Annotated in this window: 18 protein-coding genes and 1 pseudogene; 17 read left to right on the top strand and 2 right to left on the bottom strand. The window is 34.6% G+C overall.

Going from position 1 to position 20855, the window contains the following annotated elements; translation table 11 throughout:
* Positions 1 to 89 precede the first annotated feature (89 nt).
* The 7 genes from F9279_RS15720 to yajC all read left to right on the top strand — a co-directional run bounded on the left by F9279_RS15720 (position 90) and on the right by yajC (position 6258).
* The gene (locus F9279_RS15720) at positions 90 to 974 is read left to right on the top strand and encodes an NAD-dependent epimerase/dehydratase family protein (protein ID WP_152114720.1); all 885 of its coding nucleotides are present in this window, start codon (positions 90 to 92) and stop codon (positions 972 to 974) included.
* Between the two features lie 138 nt (positions 975 to 1112).
* A complete protein-coding gene (locus F9279_RS15715; protein WP_152114718.1) occupies positions 1113 to 1625 on the top strand; it encodes an intercompartmental signaling factor BofC in 513 nt (170 codons plus the stop codon).
* Between the two features lie 197 nt (positions 1626 to 1822).
* Positions 1823 to 2431 carry a Holliday junction branch migration protein RuvA gene (gene ruvA / locus F9279_RS15710; protein ID WP_152114716.1) on the top strand — a complete coding sequence of 203 codons (609 nt, stop codon included), beginning with the start codon at positions 1823 to 1825 and terminating at the stop codon, positions 2429 to 2431.
* A gap of 58 nt (positions 2432 to 2489) precedes the next feature.
* A complete protein-coding gene (gene ruvB / locus F9279_RS15705; protein WP_152114714.1) occupies positions 2490 to 3494 on the top strand; it encodes a Holliday junction branch migration DNA helicase RuvB in 1005 nt (334 codons plus the stop codon).
* Positions 3495 to 3671: 177 nt separating this feature from the next.
* The gene (gene queA, locus F9279_RS15700; protein WP_152114712.1) at positions 3672 to 4700 is read left to right on the top strand and encodes a tRNA preQ1(34) S-adenosylmethionine ribosyltransferase-isomerase QueA; all 1029 of its coding nucleotides are present in this window, start codon (positions 3672 to 3674) and stop codon (positions 4698 to 4700) included.
* 88 nt (positions 4701 to 4788) lie between these two features.
* Entirely contained in the window at positions 4789 to 5928 is a 1140-nt protein-coding gene (tgt, locus tag F9279_RS15695) for a tRNA guanosine(34) transglycosylase Tgt (RefSeq protein ID WP_152114710.1), read from the top strand.
* Between the two features lie 27 nt (positions 5929 to 5955).
* Positions 5956 to 6258, top strand: a complete 303-nt coding sequence (yajC, locus tag F9279_RS15690) for a preprotein translocase subunit YajC (protein WP_152114708.1) — start codon at positions 5956 to 5958, stop codon at positions 6256 to 6258.
* A 113-nt stretch (positions 6259 to 6371) separates the two neighbouring features.
* Here yajC and F9279_RS15685 read toward each other — a convergent pair whose 3' ends face one another.
* Positions 6372 to 6767 carry a TIGR04086 family membrane protein gene (locus F9279_RS15685; RefSeq protein WP_152114707.1) on the bottom strand — a complete coding sequence of 132 codons (396 nt, stop codon included), beginning with the start codon at positions 6765 to 6767 and terminating at the stop codon, positions 6372 to 6374.
* A 214-nt stretch (positions 6768 to 6981) separates the two neighbouring features.
* Between F9279_RS15685 and F9279_RS15680 the strand changes: the two genes are divergently transcribed.
* Entirely contained in the window at positions 6982 to 7620 is a 639-nt protein-coding gene (locus F9279_RS15680) for a DUF421 domain-containing protein (RefSeq protein WP_152114705.1), read from the top strand.
* 132 nt (positions 7621 to 7752) lie between these two features.
* On the opposite strand, the gene spoVB is transcribed toward F9279_RS15680, so the two are convergent.
* Positions 7753 to 9297: a stage V sporulation protein B gene (gene spoVB, locus F9279_RS15675; protein WP_152114703.1), complete on the bottom strand. Its 1545-nt coding sequence runs from the start codon at positions 9295 to 9297 to the stop codon at positions 7753 to 7755.
* Between the two features lie 198 nt (positions 9298 to 9495).
* On the opposite strand from spoVB, the gene F9279_RS15670 reads away from it, so the two are divergent.
* The 9 genes and pseudogenes from F9279_RS15670 to F9279_RS26085 form a co-directional block, all read left to right on the top strand.
* Positions 9496 to 9795: a post-transcriptional regulator gene (locus tag F9279_RS15670; RefSeq protein WP_152114701.1), complete on the top strand. Its 300-nt coding sequence runs from the start codon at positions 9496 to 9498 to the stop codon at positions 9793 to 9795.
* Positions 9796 to 10032: 237 nt separating this feature from the next.
* Positions 10033 to 12279: a protein translocase subunit SecDF gene (secDF, locus tag F9279_RS15665; RefSeq protein ID WP_152114699.1), complete on the top strand. Its 2247-nt coding sequence runs from the start codon at positions 10033 to 10035 to the stop codon at positions 12277 to 12279.
* Positions 12280 to 12451: 172 nt separating this feature from the next.
* A complete protein-coding gene (locus F9279_RS15660; RefSeq protein WP_152114805.1) occupies positions 12452 to 12742 on the top strand; it encodes a lipopolysaccharide assembly LapA domain-containing protein in 291 nt (96 codons plus the stop codon).
* Between the two features lie 146 nt (positions 12743 to 12888).
* Positions 12889 to 15246 (top strand): single-stranded-DNA-specific exonuclease RecJ, encoded by a 2358-nt coding sequence (gene recJ, locus F9279_RS15655; protein ID WP_152114697.1) that lies wholly within the window; start codon positions 12889 to 12891, stop codon positions 15244 to 15246.
* On the top strand, positions 15237 to 15749 hold the full coding sequence (locus F9279_RS15650; protein ID WP_152114695.1) for an adenine phosphoribosyltransferase: 513 nt from the start codon (positions 15237 to 15239) through the stop codon (positions 15747 to 15749). Before recJ ends, F9279_RS15650 begins: the two co-directional genes overlap by 10 nt.
* A 549-nt stretch (positions 15750 to 16298) precedes the next feature.
* Positions 16299 to 18494: a RelA/SpoT family protein gene (locus F9279_RS15645; protein WP_152114693.1), complete on the top strand. Its 2196-nt coding sequence runs from the start codon at positions 16299 to 16301 to the stop codon at positions 18492 to 18494.
* 11 nt (positions 18495 to 18505) lie between these two features.
* Positions 18506 to 18946, top strand: coding sequence for a D-aminoacyl-tRNA deacylase (dtd, locus tag F9279_RS15640; protein ID WP_152114691.1), 441 nt, complete (start codon positions 18506 to 18508; stop codon positions 18944 to 18946).
* Positions 18947 to 19497: 551 nt separating this feature from the next.
* On the top strand, positions 19498 to 20430 hold the full coding sequence (ltrA, locus tag F9279_RS15635; protein WP_319020772.1) for a group II intron reverse transcriptase/maturase: 933 nt from the start codon (positions 19498 to 19500) through the stop codon (positions 20428 to 20430).
* Positions 20431 to 20468: 38 nt separating this feature from the next.
* Positions 20469 to 20807, top strand: a pseudogene (locus tag F9279_RS26085) (group II intron maturase-specific domain-containing protein); the annotation flags it as partial.
* Positions 20808 to 20855 lie beyond the last annotated feature (48 nt).

Genomic DNA, 20855 nt, shown 5'->3' with positions numbered 1-20855 from the left:
ATAAATATTCGTTATAAAGAACAACTATCATATAACCCAATAAAATCTTTTATACATAAATGTAATGGAATGCTCCTGGAGGGATAATAATGAATGTATTAATTCTATGTAAAAGTAATAATGAGATAACAACCTGTTTAATAAAAGAATTGAATCGAAAAGAAATTCCATTTGTTATCGGATACCAAGAAGAATCGAAACATCCATTATTCGGTTGTCAAACATATAAGGTGAAAAGTAAAGAAGATATTGAATCAATATTTTCTAATTATCCCATTGATAATGTTATCCATCTCATGAATACAGCTATTTCGACAAACAGTATAAAGGAATCCTTTCATGAATCAGAAGAGAATATGGAATGGACCACTACTATATTAGAAGCATGTGTAAAGGCAAATGTAAAAAAAATCATCTTTCCTTCTACTATCTCTGTTTATGGAGATCAAGATAAAGAACAGATTACAGAAGAAACAACGTTAAATCCAATCCTCTTTGAAGGCTTATCAAAAAAAATGGAAGAAAGGTATATACAAAATTACCATGTTCTATATGGCTTAACATATAGTATTTTAAGATTTTCTTGTCTTTTTGGAGATCATTTTTCATGGAAGGAACAAGATTTTCTACTATCTAGCTATCAACAAGAAAACAAGTTTGTTTCTTCTCAGAATGGTGAAAAGGAAATGAATTTTATTCATGTTCGAGATGCTGTTAAGGCTATGATATTAAGTCTTGATCATGCAGATAATGAAATCATAAATATATGCTCTCAAGAAACTATTACAAGGAATGAAATAGTACAATTCGTAGAAGCTTATAAAAAAATAGGAAGCATAGAATTGCCCATAAGAGACTGTGGGAGTAGAGTCTCTATAAGAAAGGCTAAGGAGCTAATGAATTGGGTCCCTACGGTTTCTTTTAGAAATCAGCTAATTAATAGACTGAAAAATTATCAGGTAGAAAATGCTTAAAATAAATATCTATAATCAGGCGAATGAAAAAAGAAATAATGGTGAGAATAATAGATAGTCAAGAAAAGTAGAAGAAACTGTAATATTTCCTTGGAAATATTAGATGCTAGTTTTAAGTAATTCAAAGAGGTGGTTAGTATGAAAACCAGATTCCTTTTATGTTCGACTGTTCTTCTTATCCTATTTCTCACGGTTATTCCTATAACTGGAATTACAGTAGAAGCAAGTGAGAATAATCCCAAAAAAATAGAGGTTGTATTAAAAAGAATCTATTTGGATGGAGAAGTAAGTGAAGAATATGTAGAAGAAACAGTGTGGTCAATGGAAGATTTCTGGTCTAAATATGATAAGTGGCAGCTTGTAGATATGACAAGTAAGGAATTAACCTTTACACAAAAGGTAGATGATATTTCTCCACTTCTTAAGACTAATGGATATTTTGGGATTACTGATCAAGGCGTATTAACTATATTTAACGGTAAACCAGATAAAGAAAACATTATACAATCTTTCTTTCAATTAGATTTAAAGAAATTGGAGTCTAAACAACAAGAAAATTTAGAAAAGGGAATTCCGATTAAATCGAAGGATCGATATGTAAAAGTATTAGAAACGTATAAAAGCTTTACTAACTTGGAATCACTTAACTAAGAATAACCTAGTGTAGAAGGAAGCCACTTCAGGCTTTTCTCTATACTGGGTTTTTATTATTGCTTAGTAAAAAAACTAGTCTTAAGTTAAGCTGCATGGAACTTTTTTGATAGAATATTTAGAAAATCAACTATAATAGCTGTTAAATTAAATTCTATGATAAAATAAGTTTTAGGATATATGAGGGAGAGAATTCAGTGTACGAATATATAAAAGGAACAGTAGCATTTATTAGTCCGGAATACATCGTTTTAGATCACCAACATATTGGTTATCAAATAAAAACGCCTAATCCATTTTCGTTTTCTTCCTATACAGGAAAAGAATTGACCATTTATATTTATCATTATGTACGAGAAGATAATATTAGTTTATATGGATTTAAGGTGCGTGAGGAAAGAGAACTATTTACGAAGCTTTTAAATGTTTCTGGAATAGGACCAAAGGGAGCATTAGCTATACTAGCATCTGGAGAGCCAAGTCAAGTTATTACAGCGATTGAAAATGAAGACGAAGCATTTCTAGTGAAGTTCCCAGGAGTAGGAAAGAAGACAGCCAGACAAATGATTTTAGATTTAAAAGGGAAGCTTGCTGATTTTATGCCAGAAGCATTTCCAACTATATTTACAGTGGAAGAGCATATAGAAAAAGCTCAAACTGAATCAGCATTAGATGAGGCTGTATTAGCGTTAACAGCACTAGGATATTCCGAGAGAGAACTAAAAAGGGTTGTTCCACAACTCAAGAAAGAAGAACTTAATACAGATGGTTATATTAAACTTGCATTAAAGTTGCTTCTTAAATAAGTCACTTAGATGACCTCCTAATAAGAAGAGATTTCTTGATAGAAAGGAGTGAAGTATTTTGGAGGAACGTATTATTTCTGGTGAAGCTGATTCGCAAGATGTTTCTTTTGAGAAAAGCTTACGTCCCTTGTATTTAGGTGATTATATTGGTCAAGATAAGGTGAAAGAAAACTTAAAAGTATTTATTGATGCCGCAAAATTCAGAGAAGAAGCACTGGACCATGTATTATTATATGGACCACCTGGACTTGGTAAAACAACACTAGCTGTCATTATAGCCAATGAAATGGGTGTAAATGTTCGTACTACTGCTGGACCTGCCATCGAGAGACCCGGAGATTTAGCTGCCATTTTAACTGCGCTAGAGCCAGGCGATGTATTATTTATAGATGAAATTCATCGACTTCCAAGAGCGATAGAAGAAGTTTTATATCCTGCAATGGAAGACTATTGCTTAGATATAGTGATTGGGAAAGGACCTAGTGCGCGTTCGGTGAGACTAGATTTACCTCCGTTTACTTTAGTTGGAGCTACAACAAGGGCAGGTTCTGTCTCAGCACCGTTAAGAGATCGATTTGGTGTATTAAGTAGATTAGAGTATTATAATGAAGAGCAGTTAAAAGATATTGTTACAAGAACAGCAGAGGTCCTTCAGGTTGGCATACAAGAACAAGCTGCAATAGAAATAGCTAGGCGTTCAAGGGGTACTCCAAGGATCGCTAACCGCCTTCTAAGACGAGTTCGTGATTTTGCTCAAGTAAAAGGAAATGGGTTAATTACAGAGGAATTAGCTTCATCATCTTTAGAGCTTCTTCAAGTCGATCGTTTAGGACTAGATCATATTGATCATAAATTATTACTAGGCATGATTCAAAAATTCAAAGGTGGTCCTGTTGGATTAGAAACCATTGCAGCAACTATTGGAGAAGAAGCACATACGATTGAAGATGTTTATGAGCCTTATTTATTACAAATTGGTTTTCTTCAGCGAACACCAAGAGGACGAATGGTAACTTCTTTAGTCTATGATCATTTGAATCTGCAGGAATGGCAAGAGGAGTAACTTTGTAATGAATAATGCCCTTCTTTAGGCGAATATGATTGTAATATTGAGAAGATAGTTTTTTCCTTTCCAACATCATTTTTAGGATAGGGAGCTGTTCGCTCAAAAATGGTTATACTTTTTTGAAACTATAAAATGGTTTTTAAAGATATAAATGGAAAGAGTTAGGTGACAAGTGTGAAGGTAGATTTATTTGATTTTCATTTACCAGAAGAATTAATTGCGCAAACACCATTAGAAGACAGAACAAGTAGTAAATTAATGGTGATTAATAAGGAAACTGGTGAACTAGAGCATCGTAGTTTTAAAGATATTTTAGAATATATTCATCCTGGCGACTGTCTTGTTCTTAATGACACAAGAGTCTTGCCTGCAAGACTCTATGGAGTGAAGGAAGACACAGGTGCTCACATTGAAGTTCTATTGTTAAAACAACAAGAAGATGATCGATGGGAAACACTTGTGAAGCCAGCAAAAAGAGTAAAGTTAGGAACAGTCATTTCCTTTGGCGAAGGAACGTTAAAGGCAATTTGTGTAGAAGAGCTAGAGCATGGAGGTAGAATCCTAGAGTTTCAATATGATGGAATATTTTATGAAATTCTTGATAGCCTTGGGGAAATGCCCCTTCCACCTTATATTAAGGAAAAGCTCGACGATCAAGACCGTTATCAAACTGTTTATGCGAAGGAAAGAGGCTCAGCTGCTGCTCCAACGGCAGGTCTACATTTTACAAATGAGTTATTAGATGCTTTAAAAGAAAAAGGAGTTCATATTGCATTTTTAACTTTACATGTTGGTCTAGGTACATTTAGACCAGTTAGTGTAAATGAGATAGATAAGCATGAGATGCATGCCGAATTTTATCAGCTAACAGCTGGGACAGCTGAACTTCTAAATAAAGTGAAAGCTAACGGTGGGCGTATATTATCTGTGGGAACTACATCAACAAGAACCCTTGAAACAATTGCTACTGAAAATAATGGTACATTTGTGGAAAGCAGTGGTTGGACAAGCATCTTTATCTATCCTGGATATGAGTTTAAAGGAATAGATGGAATGATTACTAATTTTCATTTACCAAAGTCAACACTAATCATGTTAGTGAGTGCACTTGCTGGTAGAGAACATATTCTTCATGCATATGAAACGGCTGTGAAGGAAAAATATCGTTTCTTTAGCTTTGGAGATGCAATGTTTATTCGTTAAAAGTAAGAATGATTAAATAAGATTTGACTGAAAAACAAAGATTAATTACTTATTTATTAGTGTTTTTCTATAAAAGGAGATAAAGAAGTTGACTGCAATAAGATATGAATTTATTAAAACATGTAAGCAGACTGGGGCAAGATTAGGAATTGTACATACACCTCATGGCTCATTTGAAACACCTACTTTTATGCCAGTAGGAACATTGGCAACTGTTAAGACAATGGCTCCTGAAGATTTGAAAATGATGGGAGCTAATATTATACTAAGTAATACCTATCATTTATGGTTAAGACCAGGACATGAAATTATAAAAGAAGCTGGCGGTCTGCATAAATTTATGAACTGGGATAAAGCAATCCTAACAGACTCTGGTGGATTCCAGGTTTTTAGTTTAAGTGATTTTAGAAAGATAGAAGAAGAAGGAGTTCATTTCCGTAATCATTTGAATGGAGATAAGTTGTTTCTTTCCCCAGAGAAGGCAATGGAAATTCAGAATGCTCTAGGATCTGATATTATGATGGCATTTGATGAGTGTCCTCCATATCCAGCTGAATACGATTATATGAAAAAGTCAGTAGAAAGAACTTCTCGATGGGCAGAGCGTTGTTTAAAAGCACATGGTCGTCCAGAAGATCAAGGTCTATTTGGTATCATTCAAGGGGGAGAATACGAGGAATTACGTAAGCAAAGTGCTAGAGATCTTGTTAGCTTAGATTTTCCTGGTTATGCAGTTGGAGGTTTATCCGTTGGAGAGCCGAAAGATGTTATGAATCGTGTTCTTGAATTTACAACGCCATTAATGCCTGATAACAAGCCGCGTTATTTAATGGGAGTAGGATCTCCAGATTCTTTAATTGATGGGGCTATTCGCGGAATAGACATGTTTGACTGCGTGTTACCTACTAGGATAGCTAGAAACGGTACAGTTATGACAAGTGAAGGTCGTCTTGTTGTAAAAAATGCAAAATTTGCTAGAGATTTCGGTCCGTTAGATCCAGAATGTGATTGCTATACGTGTAAAAATTACAGTCGTGCATACATTCGTCATCTTATTAAATGTGACGAAACATTCGGAATAAGGCTTACATCTTACCATAATCTTTATTTTCTGTTAAACTTAATGGAGAATGTCCGAAATGCGATCAGAAATGATCGATTAGGAGATTTTAAAGAAGAGTTTTTCGAACGTTATGGATTTAATAAACCGAACGCTAAAAACTTCTGATAGATATAGAAAGGGGGGAAAATGTAAATGGCACAAATTATGAGTTTACTACCATTTATTTTAATGTTTGTATTATTCTATTTCTTGCTAATTCGTCCACAGCAAAAGCGTCAAAAGTCTGTACGTGATATGCAGAGTAGCTTGAAAAAAGGGGACAAGGTTGTCACGATCGGTGGTCTTCATGCAACTATTGATGCAATAGATGAGGGTACGATTGTTCTAAAATCAAAAGATAACACTCGTTTAACTTTTGACCGCAATGCAATTCGCGAAGTATTAGAATCTTCAGCTCCTGTTTCAAGTACTACACTTGAAAAAACAGAAGAATAAATGATAGAAAAAAGGGCAGTCTCTAAAATAGAGGATGCCCTTTTTCGTGCTTGGAAATGAGTGTTTATCAAGATGGATGCTAAGCATTGGGTTGCTTTATTTTATGTGGTCAGTTATCTGTCACTGCCTTTTGATAAATTAACTCCCAAAATCCCACCCATCATACAAATTAATGTATAACACACATGATAGATGGTTTGCTCCATGGAAAAAAGCTGATCTGTACCTAAAAAAGCAAATAAAAAGATGACTACAGAGTAAATAAGACCTGTTATTCCACCAAGAAACCATCCCTTTTGCTTTCCTTTTCCTCCAGAAATAAATCCTCCTGCAAATAAGGTAATAAAAGAAACCCCCGTAATAATGTATTGCAAGGAAGACTCTTGTACAGAAGTAAAACGTAATAATAAAGAAAAGAATAAACTACTTGTTATCAGCATCATAAATATAGCGATTAAACCATATAAGACTGCTGTGCCAGCTTGCTTACTTTCTTCGATTGGAAACATCTCCTTTCTTTTCATCCTAAAATGAATAAAACTATTCTAGTACAAGCATATTCAGTGGTTGTAAAATTAGAATCAAAATTTAAGTACGAGCGAAAAGAACATGAAGATGCTTTCTTTTTGTAAAAAAACGGATAGTAACGAGTCGTGTTTTTTGTATTTTTTTCACTAGCTTAGTGCAAATTAAGAAAGATTCTTTCAGATCGGAGGAGGTAATTTGGAACAGTTCTTCATCCTATTATTTAGGACTGTCGTTATTTACTTTTTGATTGTCCTAATTTTTCGATTGATGGGAAAAAGAGAAATTGGAGAGTTAAGTATTCTAGATCTTGTGGTATTTATTATGATTGCAGAAATCGGGGTAGTTGCAATAGAAGACTATAAAACGGCCTTTTTGCCAACACTTTTTCCGATGTTTATACTTTTATCTATTCAAATTTTGCTAGCATTTCTTTCTTTAAAAAGTAAAAAGGTAAGAGATTTTATTGAGGGTGAGCCAACCATTATTATTAATAATGGAAAAATTGACGAAGTGGCTATGAAAAAACAGCGTTATAACTTTGATGATTTGTTAGTGCAGTTAAGAGAAAAAGATATACGTAATGTAGCAGATGTTGAATTCGCTATATTAGAAACATCAGGAAAACTGTCCGTTTTTGAAAAAGAAAAAGGCAGTTCCTCTATCACTATTCCGCTCATTATGGATGGCATTGTTCAAGAAAGTAATTTAGTCACCATTGGAAAAACGAATTTATGGTTGAGGCAGAATTTAAAAGAAAGAGGATATGAAAACATAAAAGATATCTCTTTCTGCAGTTATCAAGACGGGGATTTTTATATTGATTTACAAAATTAAACAATCAGAGATAACAAGAAGCCCCCGAACTATTAGTAATAAATAAGTTCGGGGGCTTCCTTTGTAGCTGTTTTACAGAAATCTGAGATGAAAAAAATTAATCAATAATATGAAAAAACTACTTAGTCTTTCTTAGGAAAAGAAAGAACCGATCCAGGGGATTTTACTGAGCTCTTTCCTAGACACTAATCGTAATAGGAAAGTAAGGGCGATATAAATAATAGTAACAATACTCGTGATGATGATGATTTTCGATAATAGAGAAGAAAAAGCCAGTACTTTCATTAAAGTAATTCCAAGATAACCTGTAAAGAGTATAATGATTATCATTTTTACATAATCCAATATCTTTACAGAAAAACTAATTGCCTTGAGAATGGTAGCGAAGTGTAAAATAGTAACTAATACGAAACCTACAATTAGGGCAATCGCCACTCCGTATATACCAAATTCAGGTCGGGAAGCTAGAACAAAAATTAAGGTCGTTTTAACTGCTGCACCAATAAAGCTATTAATCATCGCTGCTCTAGCTAAATTTAATGCTTGTAAGGTTGCCTGTAAAGGCCCTTGGTAGTAATTTAAGATAAAAAACGGTGCCATCATTAAAATAAAGGAGGTACCTTTAGGACTTCCATACATCACATTCATTAATGGTTCTGCCAATACATAGAGAACCACAATAGCAAGTCCGCCAGTTAAAAATGTAAATTTCAATGCTTGCTGAAGTAAATGATCAATTGTTTTTACATGGTTATTCGCTCTCGCTTCACTTATGGCTGGAACGAGAGATGTCGAAATAGATTGAGTGAAAAAGGAAGGAAGCATAAGGAGAGGCAAGGCAAAACCTGTTAGCACTCCATATTGTTTGGTCGCATTAATAGCACTAATACCCGCAAGTGCTAAGCTATGAGCAACCACAATAGGCTCAATAAACCAGGCTATACTTCCAATCATCCGACTACCTGTAGTTGGTAAGGCTACTTGCATTAATTCTTGAAACGTATCTTTCCCTTTATGTACATACTGGAAGAATTTTTTTCGTAAGCGAAATGATTTTTTCCATTTGAAAAAAGTGAGTAAGAATACTAAGGAAGCTAGTTCACCAAGAACAGAAGCTAACATAGCACCACTAGCAGCATATTCAATACCATATGGTAAGAAAGCTTTAGTTAAAACTGCAATTAACGCAATTCGAACAACTTGTTCAATAACTTGTGATATAGCGCTTGGTTTCATGTTCTGTCTTCCTTGAAAATATCCTCTTAAAACAGATGAAATAGCGATAATAGGAATGATAGGTGTAATAGCTAGTAAAGGGAGTAAAGTTCGTTCATCTGTAAATAAAGTTTGCGAAAGATATGGTGCCAACAGAAACAATAACGGCGTAAATAATATAGTTAGCCCCAGTGTTATACTAAGCGAAACGATTAAAATACTCTTAATTTTAGCTAAATTCCCAGCAGCCTCCGCTTCTGCTACGTTTTTCGAGATAGCTACAGGTAGCCCAAGTTGTGTAATAGTAACAACAAGGATCATAGTAGGGTACACCATCATATAGAGGCCAACACCATCTTCTCCGATAAATCGTGCAATTACAATTCGATTAATGAATCCTAATACCCTTGTAATAAATCCAGCTATTAGTAAAATAATGGTACCTTTAAAAAACTTAGACATTCTATTCCCTGCCTTCTCAAATAACGAATAATACTATACAATTAACTATATGCAATGAAGTGGACAAAGCATGACTAGGATTTTTCACTATTCACTTTATCGTTCAAATTCGGCACGAAAGTTATCAACTAATTCATACAAGGAAAAATGTCTACGTTATAATAGTATAATAATAGAATCTGAAGGAGCTGTATTTACATGTCATCAAAGCACTTATATGAACCCTTTCGTTGCCAGGTTAAACCAGTACTAGCAAGCAAACTGGAAGAATTTCATTTACTTGGATATGACACAATTAGTGAAACAGAGCTGTGGGAGTATTTAACAAAGAAAAAATGGAAAAAACCATCTGAAGATATACGTATTGCGGAAATAGTACAAGATATTCTCCATGTGAAAGTAGCTGAATATATGAACTTTGCTACGATTGAGGCTTACAAATCGGTAGACTTTTTTTCTGTATTAACAGATGAAGAAAAAAAGCAATTGTTAAAATAATTTGTAGTTTTTCTACAAAAATTGACATGCTTAATAAACTGTTTCATAATGAGTTTATTCTGAATGAAGAAGTAGAAATATTTTTTTAAATAGACGATTATGGGGAAGAAGTGAGGAACTAAACTAACTATGATAATGGTTTGATAGTAGAACTCTAGTTTAAGGCAATCTTCATGCCTTTTTAGCTAGGTTTAGAGGTATTTCTGTTTGGTATATCACGAGGAGGATTATTACATAATGGTTAAACGCAGTAGAATTGTTGCCTTCTTATTGATCATTGTATTGGCTGCAGGATTAATGGGAGGAACAACAAAGGATATTCTTAAAAACATAAATTTAGGATTAGATCTTCAAGGTGGATTTGAAGTACTTTATAAAGTAGAAACTCTCGACGGAAAGAAAGTCAATGAAGATGTGCTGAATAGTACCGTACAAGCATTAGATAAAAGGATTAATGTGTTGGGAGTTAGTGAACCTAGTATACAGATTGAAGGTAATGATCGAATTAGGGTTCAACTAGCTGGCGTTACGGATCAGAATGAGGCTCGTGAATTACTTTCTACAGAAGCTAACTTAACATTTAGAGACATTGAGAATAATCAATTATTAGATGGTACTGATTTAGTTCAGGGTGGAGCGAGTCAAGAGTTCGATCAGTATAATAAGCCTAGCGTATCTTTGAAATTAAAAGATGCTAATAAGTTTAAAGAAATTACAGAGAAAGTAATTGGTAATCCATTAGTTATCTGGCTTGATTTTGAAGAGGGAGACTCTTATGCTGCTGAAGCAGTAAAGGCAGATCCAAAATACTTATCAGCACCAATGGTTAGTGAAGTAATTAACTCTGATACTGTTTCTATTACAGGGAATTTTACTTTAGAAGAAGCTACTAACTTAGCAGAACTATTAAATGCAGGTGCACTGCCAGTTAAGTTAACAGAAGAGTACTCTACAAGTGTGGGGGCTCAATTTGGGGACCAGGCATTAAAAGAAACGGTATTAGCTGGGATTATTGGAGTAGGAGCAGTTTTTGTATTTATGCTTCTGTACTATCGATTACCAGGTCTTGTCGCTATTGTCAGTTTATCTATCTATGTTTATTTAAACATACTCGTACTTGATTTAATCAATGGTGTTTTAACACTACCAGGAATCGCTGCTTTAATACTCGGAGTGGGTATGGCAGTCGACGCTAACATTATCACTTATGAACGTATTAAGGACGAAATCAGAGTTGGCAAGTCTTTGAAAGCTGCATATCAAGCAGGAAATAAGAATTCACTTTCTACTATATTTGATGCTAACTTAACGACTATTCTTGCTGCCGTAGTTTTATTTATTTACGGTACTAGCTCTGTTAAGGGATTTGCCACACTATTAATTATTAGTATTTTAGTTAGTTTCTTAACTGCTGTTTATGGAACTCGATTGTTGCTAGGATTATTAGTGAATAGTAGATGGTTTGATAAAAAATCTAGCTGGTTTGGTGTCGGTAAAAAGGATATCAAGCACATTAGTGAGAATTATGACACCTTAACACTACCAACCAAATTTGATCGTATTGATTTTGTTAAATATAAAAATGTATTTTTCGCTATTTCAGGTGTTCTAATTGGAATCGGGATTGTTATCTTGTTTATTTTTAAATTAAACTTAGGAATTGATTTTTCTAGTGGTTCTCGTATCGAAATAATGGCAGATAAATCATTAACAACGAATGAGATTGAACAAGAACTAGATAAATTAAATATTCAAGCAGATGATATTGTATTGTCTGGAGATAATAATGAATCTTCTGCTATCCGAATTAAAGGAGATTTGAGCCAAGAAGAAATTAATACGATTAAAGCAGATTTCAAAGAAGTATATGGAAATGATCCAAGTGTAAGCTCAGTTTCTCCAACGGTAGGGAAAGAGTTGGCGAAGAATGCTTTTTATGCACTTATTTTTGCTTCAATAGGAATCATTTTATATGTAACGATTCGTTTTGAGATTTATATGGCTATGGCTGCCATTGTAGCATTATTACATGATGTATTTTTCATTATTGTTATATTCAGCTTTACCCGCTTAGAAGTGGATATCACTTTTATTGCAGCTGTATTAACCATTGTCGGATATTCTATTAATGATACAATCGTTACCTTTGACCGAATTAGAGAAAATCTTGTGAAGAAAAAGCGTATTAAAACAGCACAAGAAATTAAAGACATCATCAATGTAAGTATTAGGCAAACATTTGCACGCTCACTGAATACCGTTATCACGGTTGTTATATGTGTTGTTGCATTGTTACTGTTCGGTAGTGAGTCTATTAAAAACTTCTCTATTGCATTATTAATTGGTCTAGTTGGAGGAGCATATTCTTCTATTTTTATTGCCTCACAATTATGGTATGTGTGGAAGAAAAAAGAATTGAAGAAGAAGGGTGTTTTAATTACTTATAAGGAAAAGCGTCCAGATTCAGATATTCCACAAGTATAAAGGGGAAAAGTCATTTATCTTTTAGGAAATAAATGACTTTTTTCGTTGTATATTATGTTTCGTGTTTCTTATAATAAAAACCAGGAAATCTACATCTAAATTATATTTTTTACGTTTTGAATTAGTAGGAAACAGGGAACTGGTTAATAATAAGGAGAAAAGGAGGGGTATGATGAGAATACAATGGAGTATGATATTTGGACTTATTTTTGCACTTATAGTAGCTATTTTTGCAGTTATAAATGTTGATTCTGTAACAGTGAATTATCTTTTTGGTGAAGGGCAATGGCCGTTAATATTGGTTATATTAATTTCTGTTTTATTTGGGGGGCTTATTATTGGCTCGGCGGGCTTTATACGAATTTACACCTTGCAAAGAAAAGTGAAACAATTGGAAAAACAAAAAAGATTATTAGAAGAAAAACAGGGTGAACAACCAATAGAAGAACCTATTTTAGAATAAAAGAAAGTAAGGGATGCTAATAACTTTAGGTGAGTTTTATAACCTAAATGTTAGTATCCTTTCTTTTTTGCTCGAGTCTTTTCCATTTGTCTATTATTGAAAAGTATCAAGAATAACTTGTATAATGATTTAATTGAGGTGATGAAATGTTACGATCAAAAACTAGATGGATTGAGAAGGAACAAACTAGTAAAGAGAAAGTAGCGGAATTTGTAGATAAATTAAAGATAACACCTATTGTAGCAACACTATTAATAAATAGGGGCTACCATACATTTGATCAAGCAAAAGCTTTTCTACAATCAGAGAAAGAAGAGTTTCATGATCCGTTTTTATTATTAGGGATGGATATAACTGTCGCTAGAATAAAGAAAGCTATAGACGATCAGCAACCAATTTTAATATTTGGGGATTATGACGCGGACGGTATTACAAGCACAACGGTTATGTTAAAGACCCTAGAGAAATTAGGTGCTAATGTTCAATTTTATATTCCGAACCGATTTACAGAGGGATACGGACCAAATGAAACGGCTTTTCGGTATGCAAAGAGTATTGGAATAGAGCTTATCATCACAGTGGATACAGGTATAGCTGCTGTTTATGAAGCCCAGGTAGCAAAAGAATTAGGAATAGATCTCATTATAACAGATCACCATGAACCTGGACCTGTTCTTCCAGAAGCGTTAGCCATTATACATCCGAGATTAGAAGGGAGTTCCTACCCTTTTCATGAGCTAGCAGGAGTTGGTGTTTCATTTAAGGTAGCACATGCATTACTTGGAAGTGTCCCGCATCATCTATTGCCCTTTGCAGCTATTGGTACAATAGCTGACTTAGTTTCCTTAACAGGAGAAAATCGATTACTAGCCAAAAAAGGGATTATTGCTTTACAAGAAACAGATAATATTGGATTACATGCACTTTACAAACAAATGAAAATAGATCCATTAACAATAGATGAAGAAACAATAGGTTTTATGATTGGGCCACGAATAAACGCAATTGGCAGGCTTGGAAGTGCAGATCCAGCCGTAGAGCTATTGGTAACAGATGATAAAGAGCTAGCGGAAGAGTTAGCGCTTGAAATGGAAGAAACAAACAAAGAAAGACAAGCAATCGTCAATCAAATAACAGAAGAAGCAATAAGACAAGTGGAAGAAAAGTATCCTTTAGAGGATAATAGAGTGCTAATTGTGGGAAAAGAAGGATGGAATCCAGGAGTCGTAGGGATTGTGGCATCCAGACTGGTAGAAAAATTCTATCGACCGACCATTGTTTTATGTTTTGATGCAGAAAAAGGAACAGCTAAGGGATCTGCTAGAAGTATTGCAGGCTTTGATCTCTATAAAAATTTATCTTTATCAAGAGATATTCTTCCTCACTTTGGGGGACATCCTATGGCTGCGGGGATGACGTTAAATTTGGAGCATGTTGAGTTACTAAGGAATAACCTAAATCAACTTGCCTTTGAGCAGTTATCTATGGAAGATTTAACACCACTCACAATGGTAGATGGTCATTTTTCTATTCATGAGATATCTTTAGACTCTATTGAAGATTTACAAAAGCTTGCTCCATTTGGTGTGGATAATGTGAAACCAAAAATTGTTATAAATCAATTAGAACTGGAAAATATGCGGAAAATAGGAGCAAACAATAATCACTTAAAGCTTCAATTAAAACAAGCAGAGCATCTTTTAGATGGTATTGGTTTTGGTTTAGGAGAGCTACATGATCATATTGCACCGACTGCAAAAGTTTCTGTCTTAGGTCAATTATCTATCAATGAATGGAATAATAGAAAGAAAGCGCAAATCTTTATTCAAGATCTCCAAGTAGAGCATTGGCAGCTATTTGACTATCGAGGCATTAGAAAAATAATCTCTTTACATGAAGTAATTCCAAAAGAGGCCACATGGATTTACTTTAATAAAGACTCTATGTCACAGATTAAAAGTGAAAGTTATGTGATGATTGAAACATTGGAAGAAGCAAACTCTTTTGACTGTAATGGTAAGATATTAGTATTAGTAGATATACCAACAAATTTAGAATTATTAAAAACATTAGTGCAAAACGGAAAACCTGATAGAATATATACGGTGTTTTATAAAACACAAAGTGATTTCTTCAGTACACTACCGACGCGAGATCATTTTAAGTGGTATTATGCATTCTTAGCAAAACAAAGTAATTTTCATTTAGCAAGATATGGTACAGAGCTTGCTAAAAGACAAGGTTGGAGTAAAGAAACAATTGATTTTATGTCAAAGGTGTTTTTTGAATTGAATTTTGTTACAATGAAGGATGGGTTTATTTCACTAAATAAGAATGTCCCGAAAAGAGATTTAACAGAATCACTCTCTTTTCAACAGAAACAGACACAGTTTGAGCTAGAAAATGAGTTGATATATTCATCATATGAACAGCTGAAAAATTGGTTTGATCTTATTCTAGGAAATTCCGTCTATAATGAGGAGGAAATAAAAGAATGGATTTAAAACAATATGTTACTATCGTTGAAGATTGGCCAAAAGAAGGGATCCGTTTCAAGGATATCACCACTTTAATGGATAATGGCGATGCATATAGATACGCAACAGATCAAATCGTTACTTATGCAAAAGAAAAGCAAATCGATATTGTAGTTGGACCTGAAGCAAGAGGGTTTATTATAGGTTGCCCAGTTGCCTATTCCTTAGGAGTAGGCTTTGCACCTGTTCGTAAAGAAGGAAAATTACCAAGAGAAACAATTAAAGTATCTTATGGTTTAGAATACGGTAAAGATGTCCTAACAATCCATAAAGATGCTATTAAACCAGGTCAAAGAGTATTAATCACAGATGATTTACTTGCAACTGGTGGAACAATCGATGCAACTATTAAATTAGTAGAAGAACTAGGTGGAGTAGTAGCTGGAATTGCCTTTTTAATCGAGCTATCTTACTTAGAAGGCCGCAAAAACCTAGATGGTTATAATATTTTAACGTTAATGGAATATTAAAAGAACAACGTGAGAAGCACTAATTTTTTTGGTGCTTCTTTACGTTTATTAAAATAGTGATTTAGAAAGAATAATAAATTTTTTTAACAGTTGATTGGATTGGAAGGGGAGACACCTACAGGATATGCGAGACAGTCCGAGACCCTGCAGGTGAGCAAGCGACGAAGCGGCTCGGCGCTCCCCTCATGGAAAGCGAATTCCTGTAACGGAAATCAGCCCCTATACATCGGAATGTTTTAATATACCTATTTAATCCTTTATTTCTAACTAGAAACTTGTCTACTATCTGAAGGCACATATCATATTTAGTGCTTCTTTTTCAATAAAAACAATATTTTAATTAAAAATCGAGTGTTTTCGACATTTTTCTCTCTTCCTACACATAAATTACCTGTAAACTCTTTACAATCGACCATTTTTTTTCGATAATAGTAATAATCATTCTAAAGTTGATTATATTCTATTTTCAAGTTATCAGTTATATCAAATAGAAGAATGTCGAACATCGGATTTATGTACTAATATAAATGAATTATGAAAGGTGATTACATGGCGAATGATCAAGTGTTAACCGCCGAACAAGTCATCGATAAGACAAGAGGGTATTTAAACGAAGAGCATGTCTTGTTTATTCGAAAGGCCTATGAATTTGCTAAAAATGCTCATCGTGAACAATATAGAAAATCTGGGGAACCTTATATTATTCATCCAATACAAGTTGCTGGAATACTTGCTGATTTGGAAATGGATCCTTCTACAGTTGCTGCAGGTTTTCTCCATGATGTTGTAGAAGATACTGAGATTACATTAAAAGATATCAGTAGTGCTTTTAACAATGAAGTGGCCATGCTCGTTGACGGCGTAACGAAATTGGGGAAAATTAAATATAAGTCGCATGAAGAACAGCAAGCTGAAAATCATCGTAAAATGTTTGTTGCAATGGCTCAAGATATACGAGTTATCTTAATTAAGCTAGCAGATAGACTGCATAATATGCGCACACTAAAGCATTTACCAGCAGAAAAGCAGCGCCGCATTTCAAATGAAACATTGGAGATATTTGCACCTCTTGCCCACCGATTAGGGATATCAACTATTAAATGGGAATTAGAAGACACTGCCTTACGTTATATGAATCCTCAACAGTACTACCGAATTGTTAATCTTATGAAACGAAAAAGAGCTGAAAGAGAGCAATATTTAGACGAAGTAGTTTCAGATATACGGGCAGGTACAAAAGAAGTTAATATAACAGCGGACATCTCAGGTAGACCGAAACATATTTACAGTATTTATCGCAAAATGGTCCTGCAAAACAAGCAGTTTAATGAAATATATGATTTATTAGCTGTACGAATTGTCGTAAATAGTATTAAAGATTGTTATGCAATCCTTGGTATCATTCATACAAGATGGAAACCTATGCCTGGTCGCTTTAAAGATTATATTGCCATGCCAAAAGCGAATATGTACCAGTCCTTGCACACAACAGTAATAGGGCCTAAAGGAGACCCTTTAGAGGTACAAATTCGTACACAGGAAATGCATCAGATTGCAGAGTTCGGAATTGCTGCACACTGGGCTTACAAAGAAGGAAAATCTGTTAATGAAGGATCTTCCTTAGAAGAAAAATTAACATGGTTTAGAGAAATCCTTGAGTATCAAGATGATATTGTTAATGCAGAAGAATTCATGGAAAGCTTAAAAATCGATTTATTTTCAGATATGGTCTTCGTATTCACACCAAAGGGTGATGTGTTTGAATTACCTTATGGTTCAGTGCCTATAGATTTCGCTTATAGAATACATTCTGAAATTGGTAATAAAACCATTGGTGCTAAAGTGAATGGAAAAATGGTAACACTTGATTATAAGCTGAAAACAGGGGATATCATTGAAATTCATACGAGTAAGCATTCCTATGGGCCAAGTCAAGATTGGCTAAAAATTGCTCAAACCTCGCAAGCAAAGAATAAAATAAGACAATTTTTCAAAAAACAGCGTAGAGAAGAGAATATTGAAAAAGGAAAAGAACAGGTTGAGAAAGAAATCCGCAATATGGATTTTGACTTAAAAGAAATTCTAATTCCTGAAAATATAAAAGCTGTTATTGAAAAGTTCAATTTCCAGACTGAAGACGATATGTATGCAGCAGTTGGGTATAACGGAATTAGTGCTTTACAAGTGGCAAATCGACTTACGGAAAAATGGCGAAAGAAAAGAGATGCAGAAGCAACTTCTACCATAAGTAATGCTGTGGCAGAATTAAAGTCATTCCCTACTAGTAAGAAAAGTGGATCAGGCGTAAGAGTAACAGGAATTGATAATTTACTTATTCGCTTATCTCGTTGCTGTAATCCTGTGCCAGGCGATAAAATTGTCGGGTTTATTACGAAAGGTAGAGGTGTTTCTGTTCATCGAGCAGATTGTACGAACATTGATACAGAAGATGCAAAAGCCCGTCTTATTCCAGTCGAATGGGAAACAAATTTAAATAATCGTAAAGAATATAATGTGGAAATTGAGATTAGTGGGTATGATAGAAGAGGCTTGTTAAATGAGGTACTTCAAGCGGTCAATGAATCGAAAACGAATATATCTGCTGTTTCTGGTAAATCAGATCGGAATAAAGTAGCGACAATAACCATGAGTATTATGATATTAAATGTTAATCACCTTCATAAAATAGTAGAAAGAATCAAGCAAATACCAGAAGTATATTCCGTGCGAAGAATCATGAACTAAGGGGAATAATAATGAAAGTCGTATTGCAAAGATCTAGACAAGCTAGCGTAGAAGTGAATGGTGAAGTGGTAGGAGAAATAGAAAAAGGGTTTGTTCTCCTTGTAGGCATTACACATGATGATAAGGTAGAAGATGCAAAGTATCTTGCGGATAAGATTGCCCATTTACGTGTTTTTGAAGATGAAGAAGGAAAGATGAACAGAAGCATTTTAGATGAAAAAGGCTCCATTTTATCTGTTTCTCAATTTACTTTATATGGAGAAACGAAAAAGGGCAGAAGACCAAATTTTATGAATGCTGCAAAGCCAGATTACGCCAAATCTCTATATCATCAATTCAATGAATTACTACAACAGCAAGGCTTACTAGTACAGACAGGTAGATTTGGAGCAATGATGGACGTACATTTAATAAATGATGGTCCAGTGACCTTAATACTCGACAGTAAGTAATAATAACGAAAAAACAGTTTTCCCTCAACTAAGAGGGGAAACTGTTTTTTTAGTGCGCCCGGCATGCGCAACTACTCGGTGGTGAAAGTCCACTACAGACTTGGCAGTAGGAACTGTTAGCGAAAGACAAGGGTGTCCATGGTGACGTGGAATCTGAAGGAAGTCGGACGCAAAATCTCGAACTGACGAACAGAAACTAGATACAAGGCTGAATTGGGACGGATGAGTTTGCTAAACAAAACAAAGTCCAATACTGCCCGAATCCCATACAGTAAATCTAGCAGTTACATGAGAGGAAAGTGGTTGTGCTTACCCGGGGAGGTCTCGTGAGGGTTATTGAATTAACAATCAAGTTAGTGATAATTTGATGAATCATGAGAAGTCAGCAGACGTCATAGTAGTTTCCTTTCGGAAATGAAGGACTGAACAATCTTAAATCTTGGAAAACAAGGAGGTATAGATATTCCATATAATCGCAGAAAACATCGTGGTAAAGACCAAAAGATGGCTACCTATGGAGAGATAAGTTGGAAACTAAAGGAGAAATAGGAGTGCGTAGGAATATCAATATGGATATGAAAGAACAGGATGGTATCAATTTAATCGATAAAGTTATTGCAAATAATAATCTCTGGAAAGCATACAAGAAAGTAAAAGCAAACAATGGTGCACCAGGGGTTGATGGAATTACAGTAGTAGAATTAAAGTCACACATGAAGAAATATTACGAACCTCTTAAAAGGAAATTGAAAGATGGGACTTACCAACCTCAACCAGTCAAAAGAGTTGCCATACCAAAAACGGACGGTTCTAAACGATATCTAGGAATTCCTTGCGTTTTAGATAGAGTCGTCCAACAAGCTATTCTTCAAGTAATTGAACCGATTGTAGACCCACACTTTTCAGAACATAGTTTTGGATTTCGAAAAGGTAGAAATGCCCACCAAGCTATCAAATCAGCAGAACACTATTACGAACAAGGTTATCGAGTAGTAGTGGACTGTGACTTGAAAAGTTACTTCGATACAATACATCATCAAAGGCTAAGAGCGTATTTAGAAGAATTCATATCAGATAAAATTGTCTTAAAATTAATATGGAAATTCCTACGCTCAGGGATCTTAGAACGAGATATCTATATTGAAACGAAAGATGGAGCTCCGCAAGGTGGACCTTTATCTCCTATTTTAGCAAATGTCTATTTAAATAAACTAGATAGAGAATTAGAAAAGAGAGAACATCGTTTTATTAGGTATGCGGACGACTTTGTCATCTACGTGAAAAGTATACGAGCTGGAGAGAGAGTAATGGAGAGTATAACAAAATTCATCGAGGATGAATTACAATTAACAATTAATCAAAAGAAAAGTAAGGTTTGTGGTGCAACTTCCGGAACATTCCTTGGCTCTAACATTCAAAACTTAATGGGAAAGTTGGATGCCGACCAAGTAAGTCGGCCAAGCAACGATTCAAAGAGAAGCTAAAGAAGAATACAAGCCGTAAAAAGAGTGGAACTTTTGAGGAAATAGTGAAGAAAATTAACCAAATCACAACTGGATGGATTAACTACTATGGGGTTTCGAGAATGAAGTACTTCATTTTTGAAACTCAGAAATGGTTAAACCATCGATTGAGACAACTCATATGGAAGAGATGGAAGAAGCCAAAGACAAAATATAAGATGCTTCGTAAGTATGGAATTAATCATGATGACGCCATGAAATTAGCAAATTCCCGAAAGGGATATTGGAGATTATCACGAAGTGAAATTCTCCAACGAGCAATAACAAAAGAAAGGCTCATAAAATGGAGACTCAAAGATATCTCCTTACTTTATGAGCAACGATACTTAAAAGGTTGAACCGCCGTATACGGAACCGTACGTACGGTGGTGTGAGAGGTCGACTAG

The sequence above is a fragment of the Bacillus sp. B1-b2 genome (genome assembly GCF_009183415.1).
In the GTDB taxonomy this organism is placed as follows: domain Bacteria; phylum Bacillota; class Bacilli; order Bacillales; family Cytobacillaceae; genus Niallia.
The sequence above is the reverse complement of the archived record's forward strand: the minus strand, read 5'-3'. Positions and strand labels throughout refer to the sequence as shown.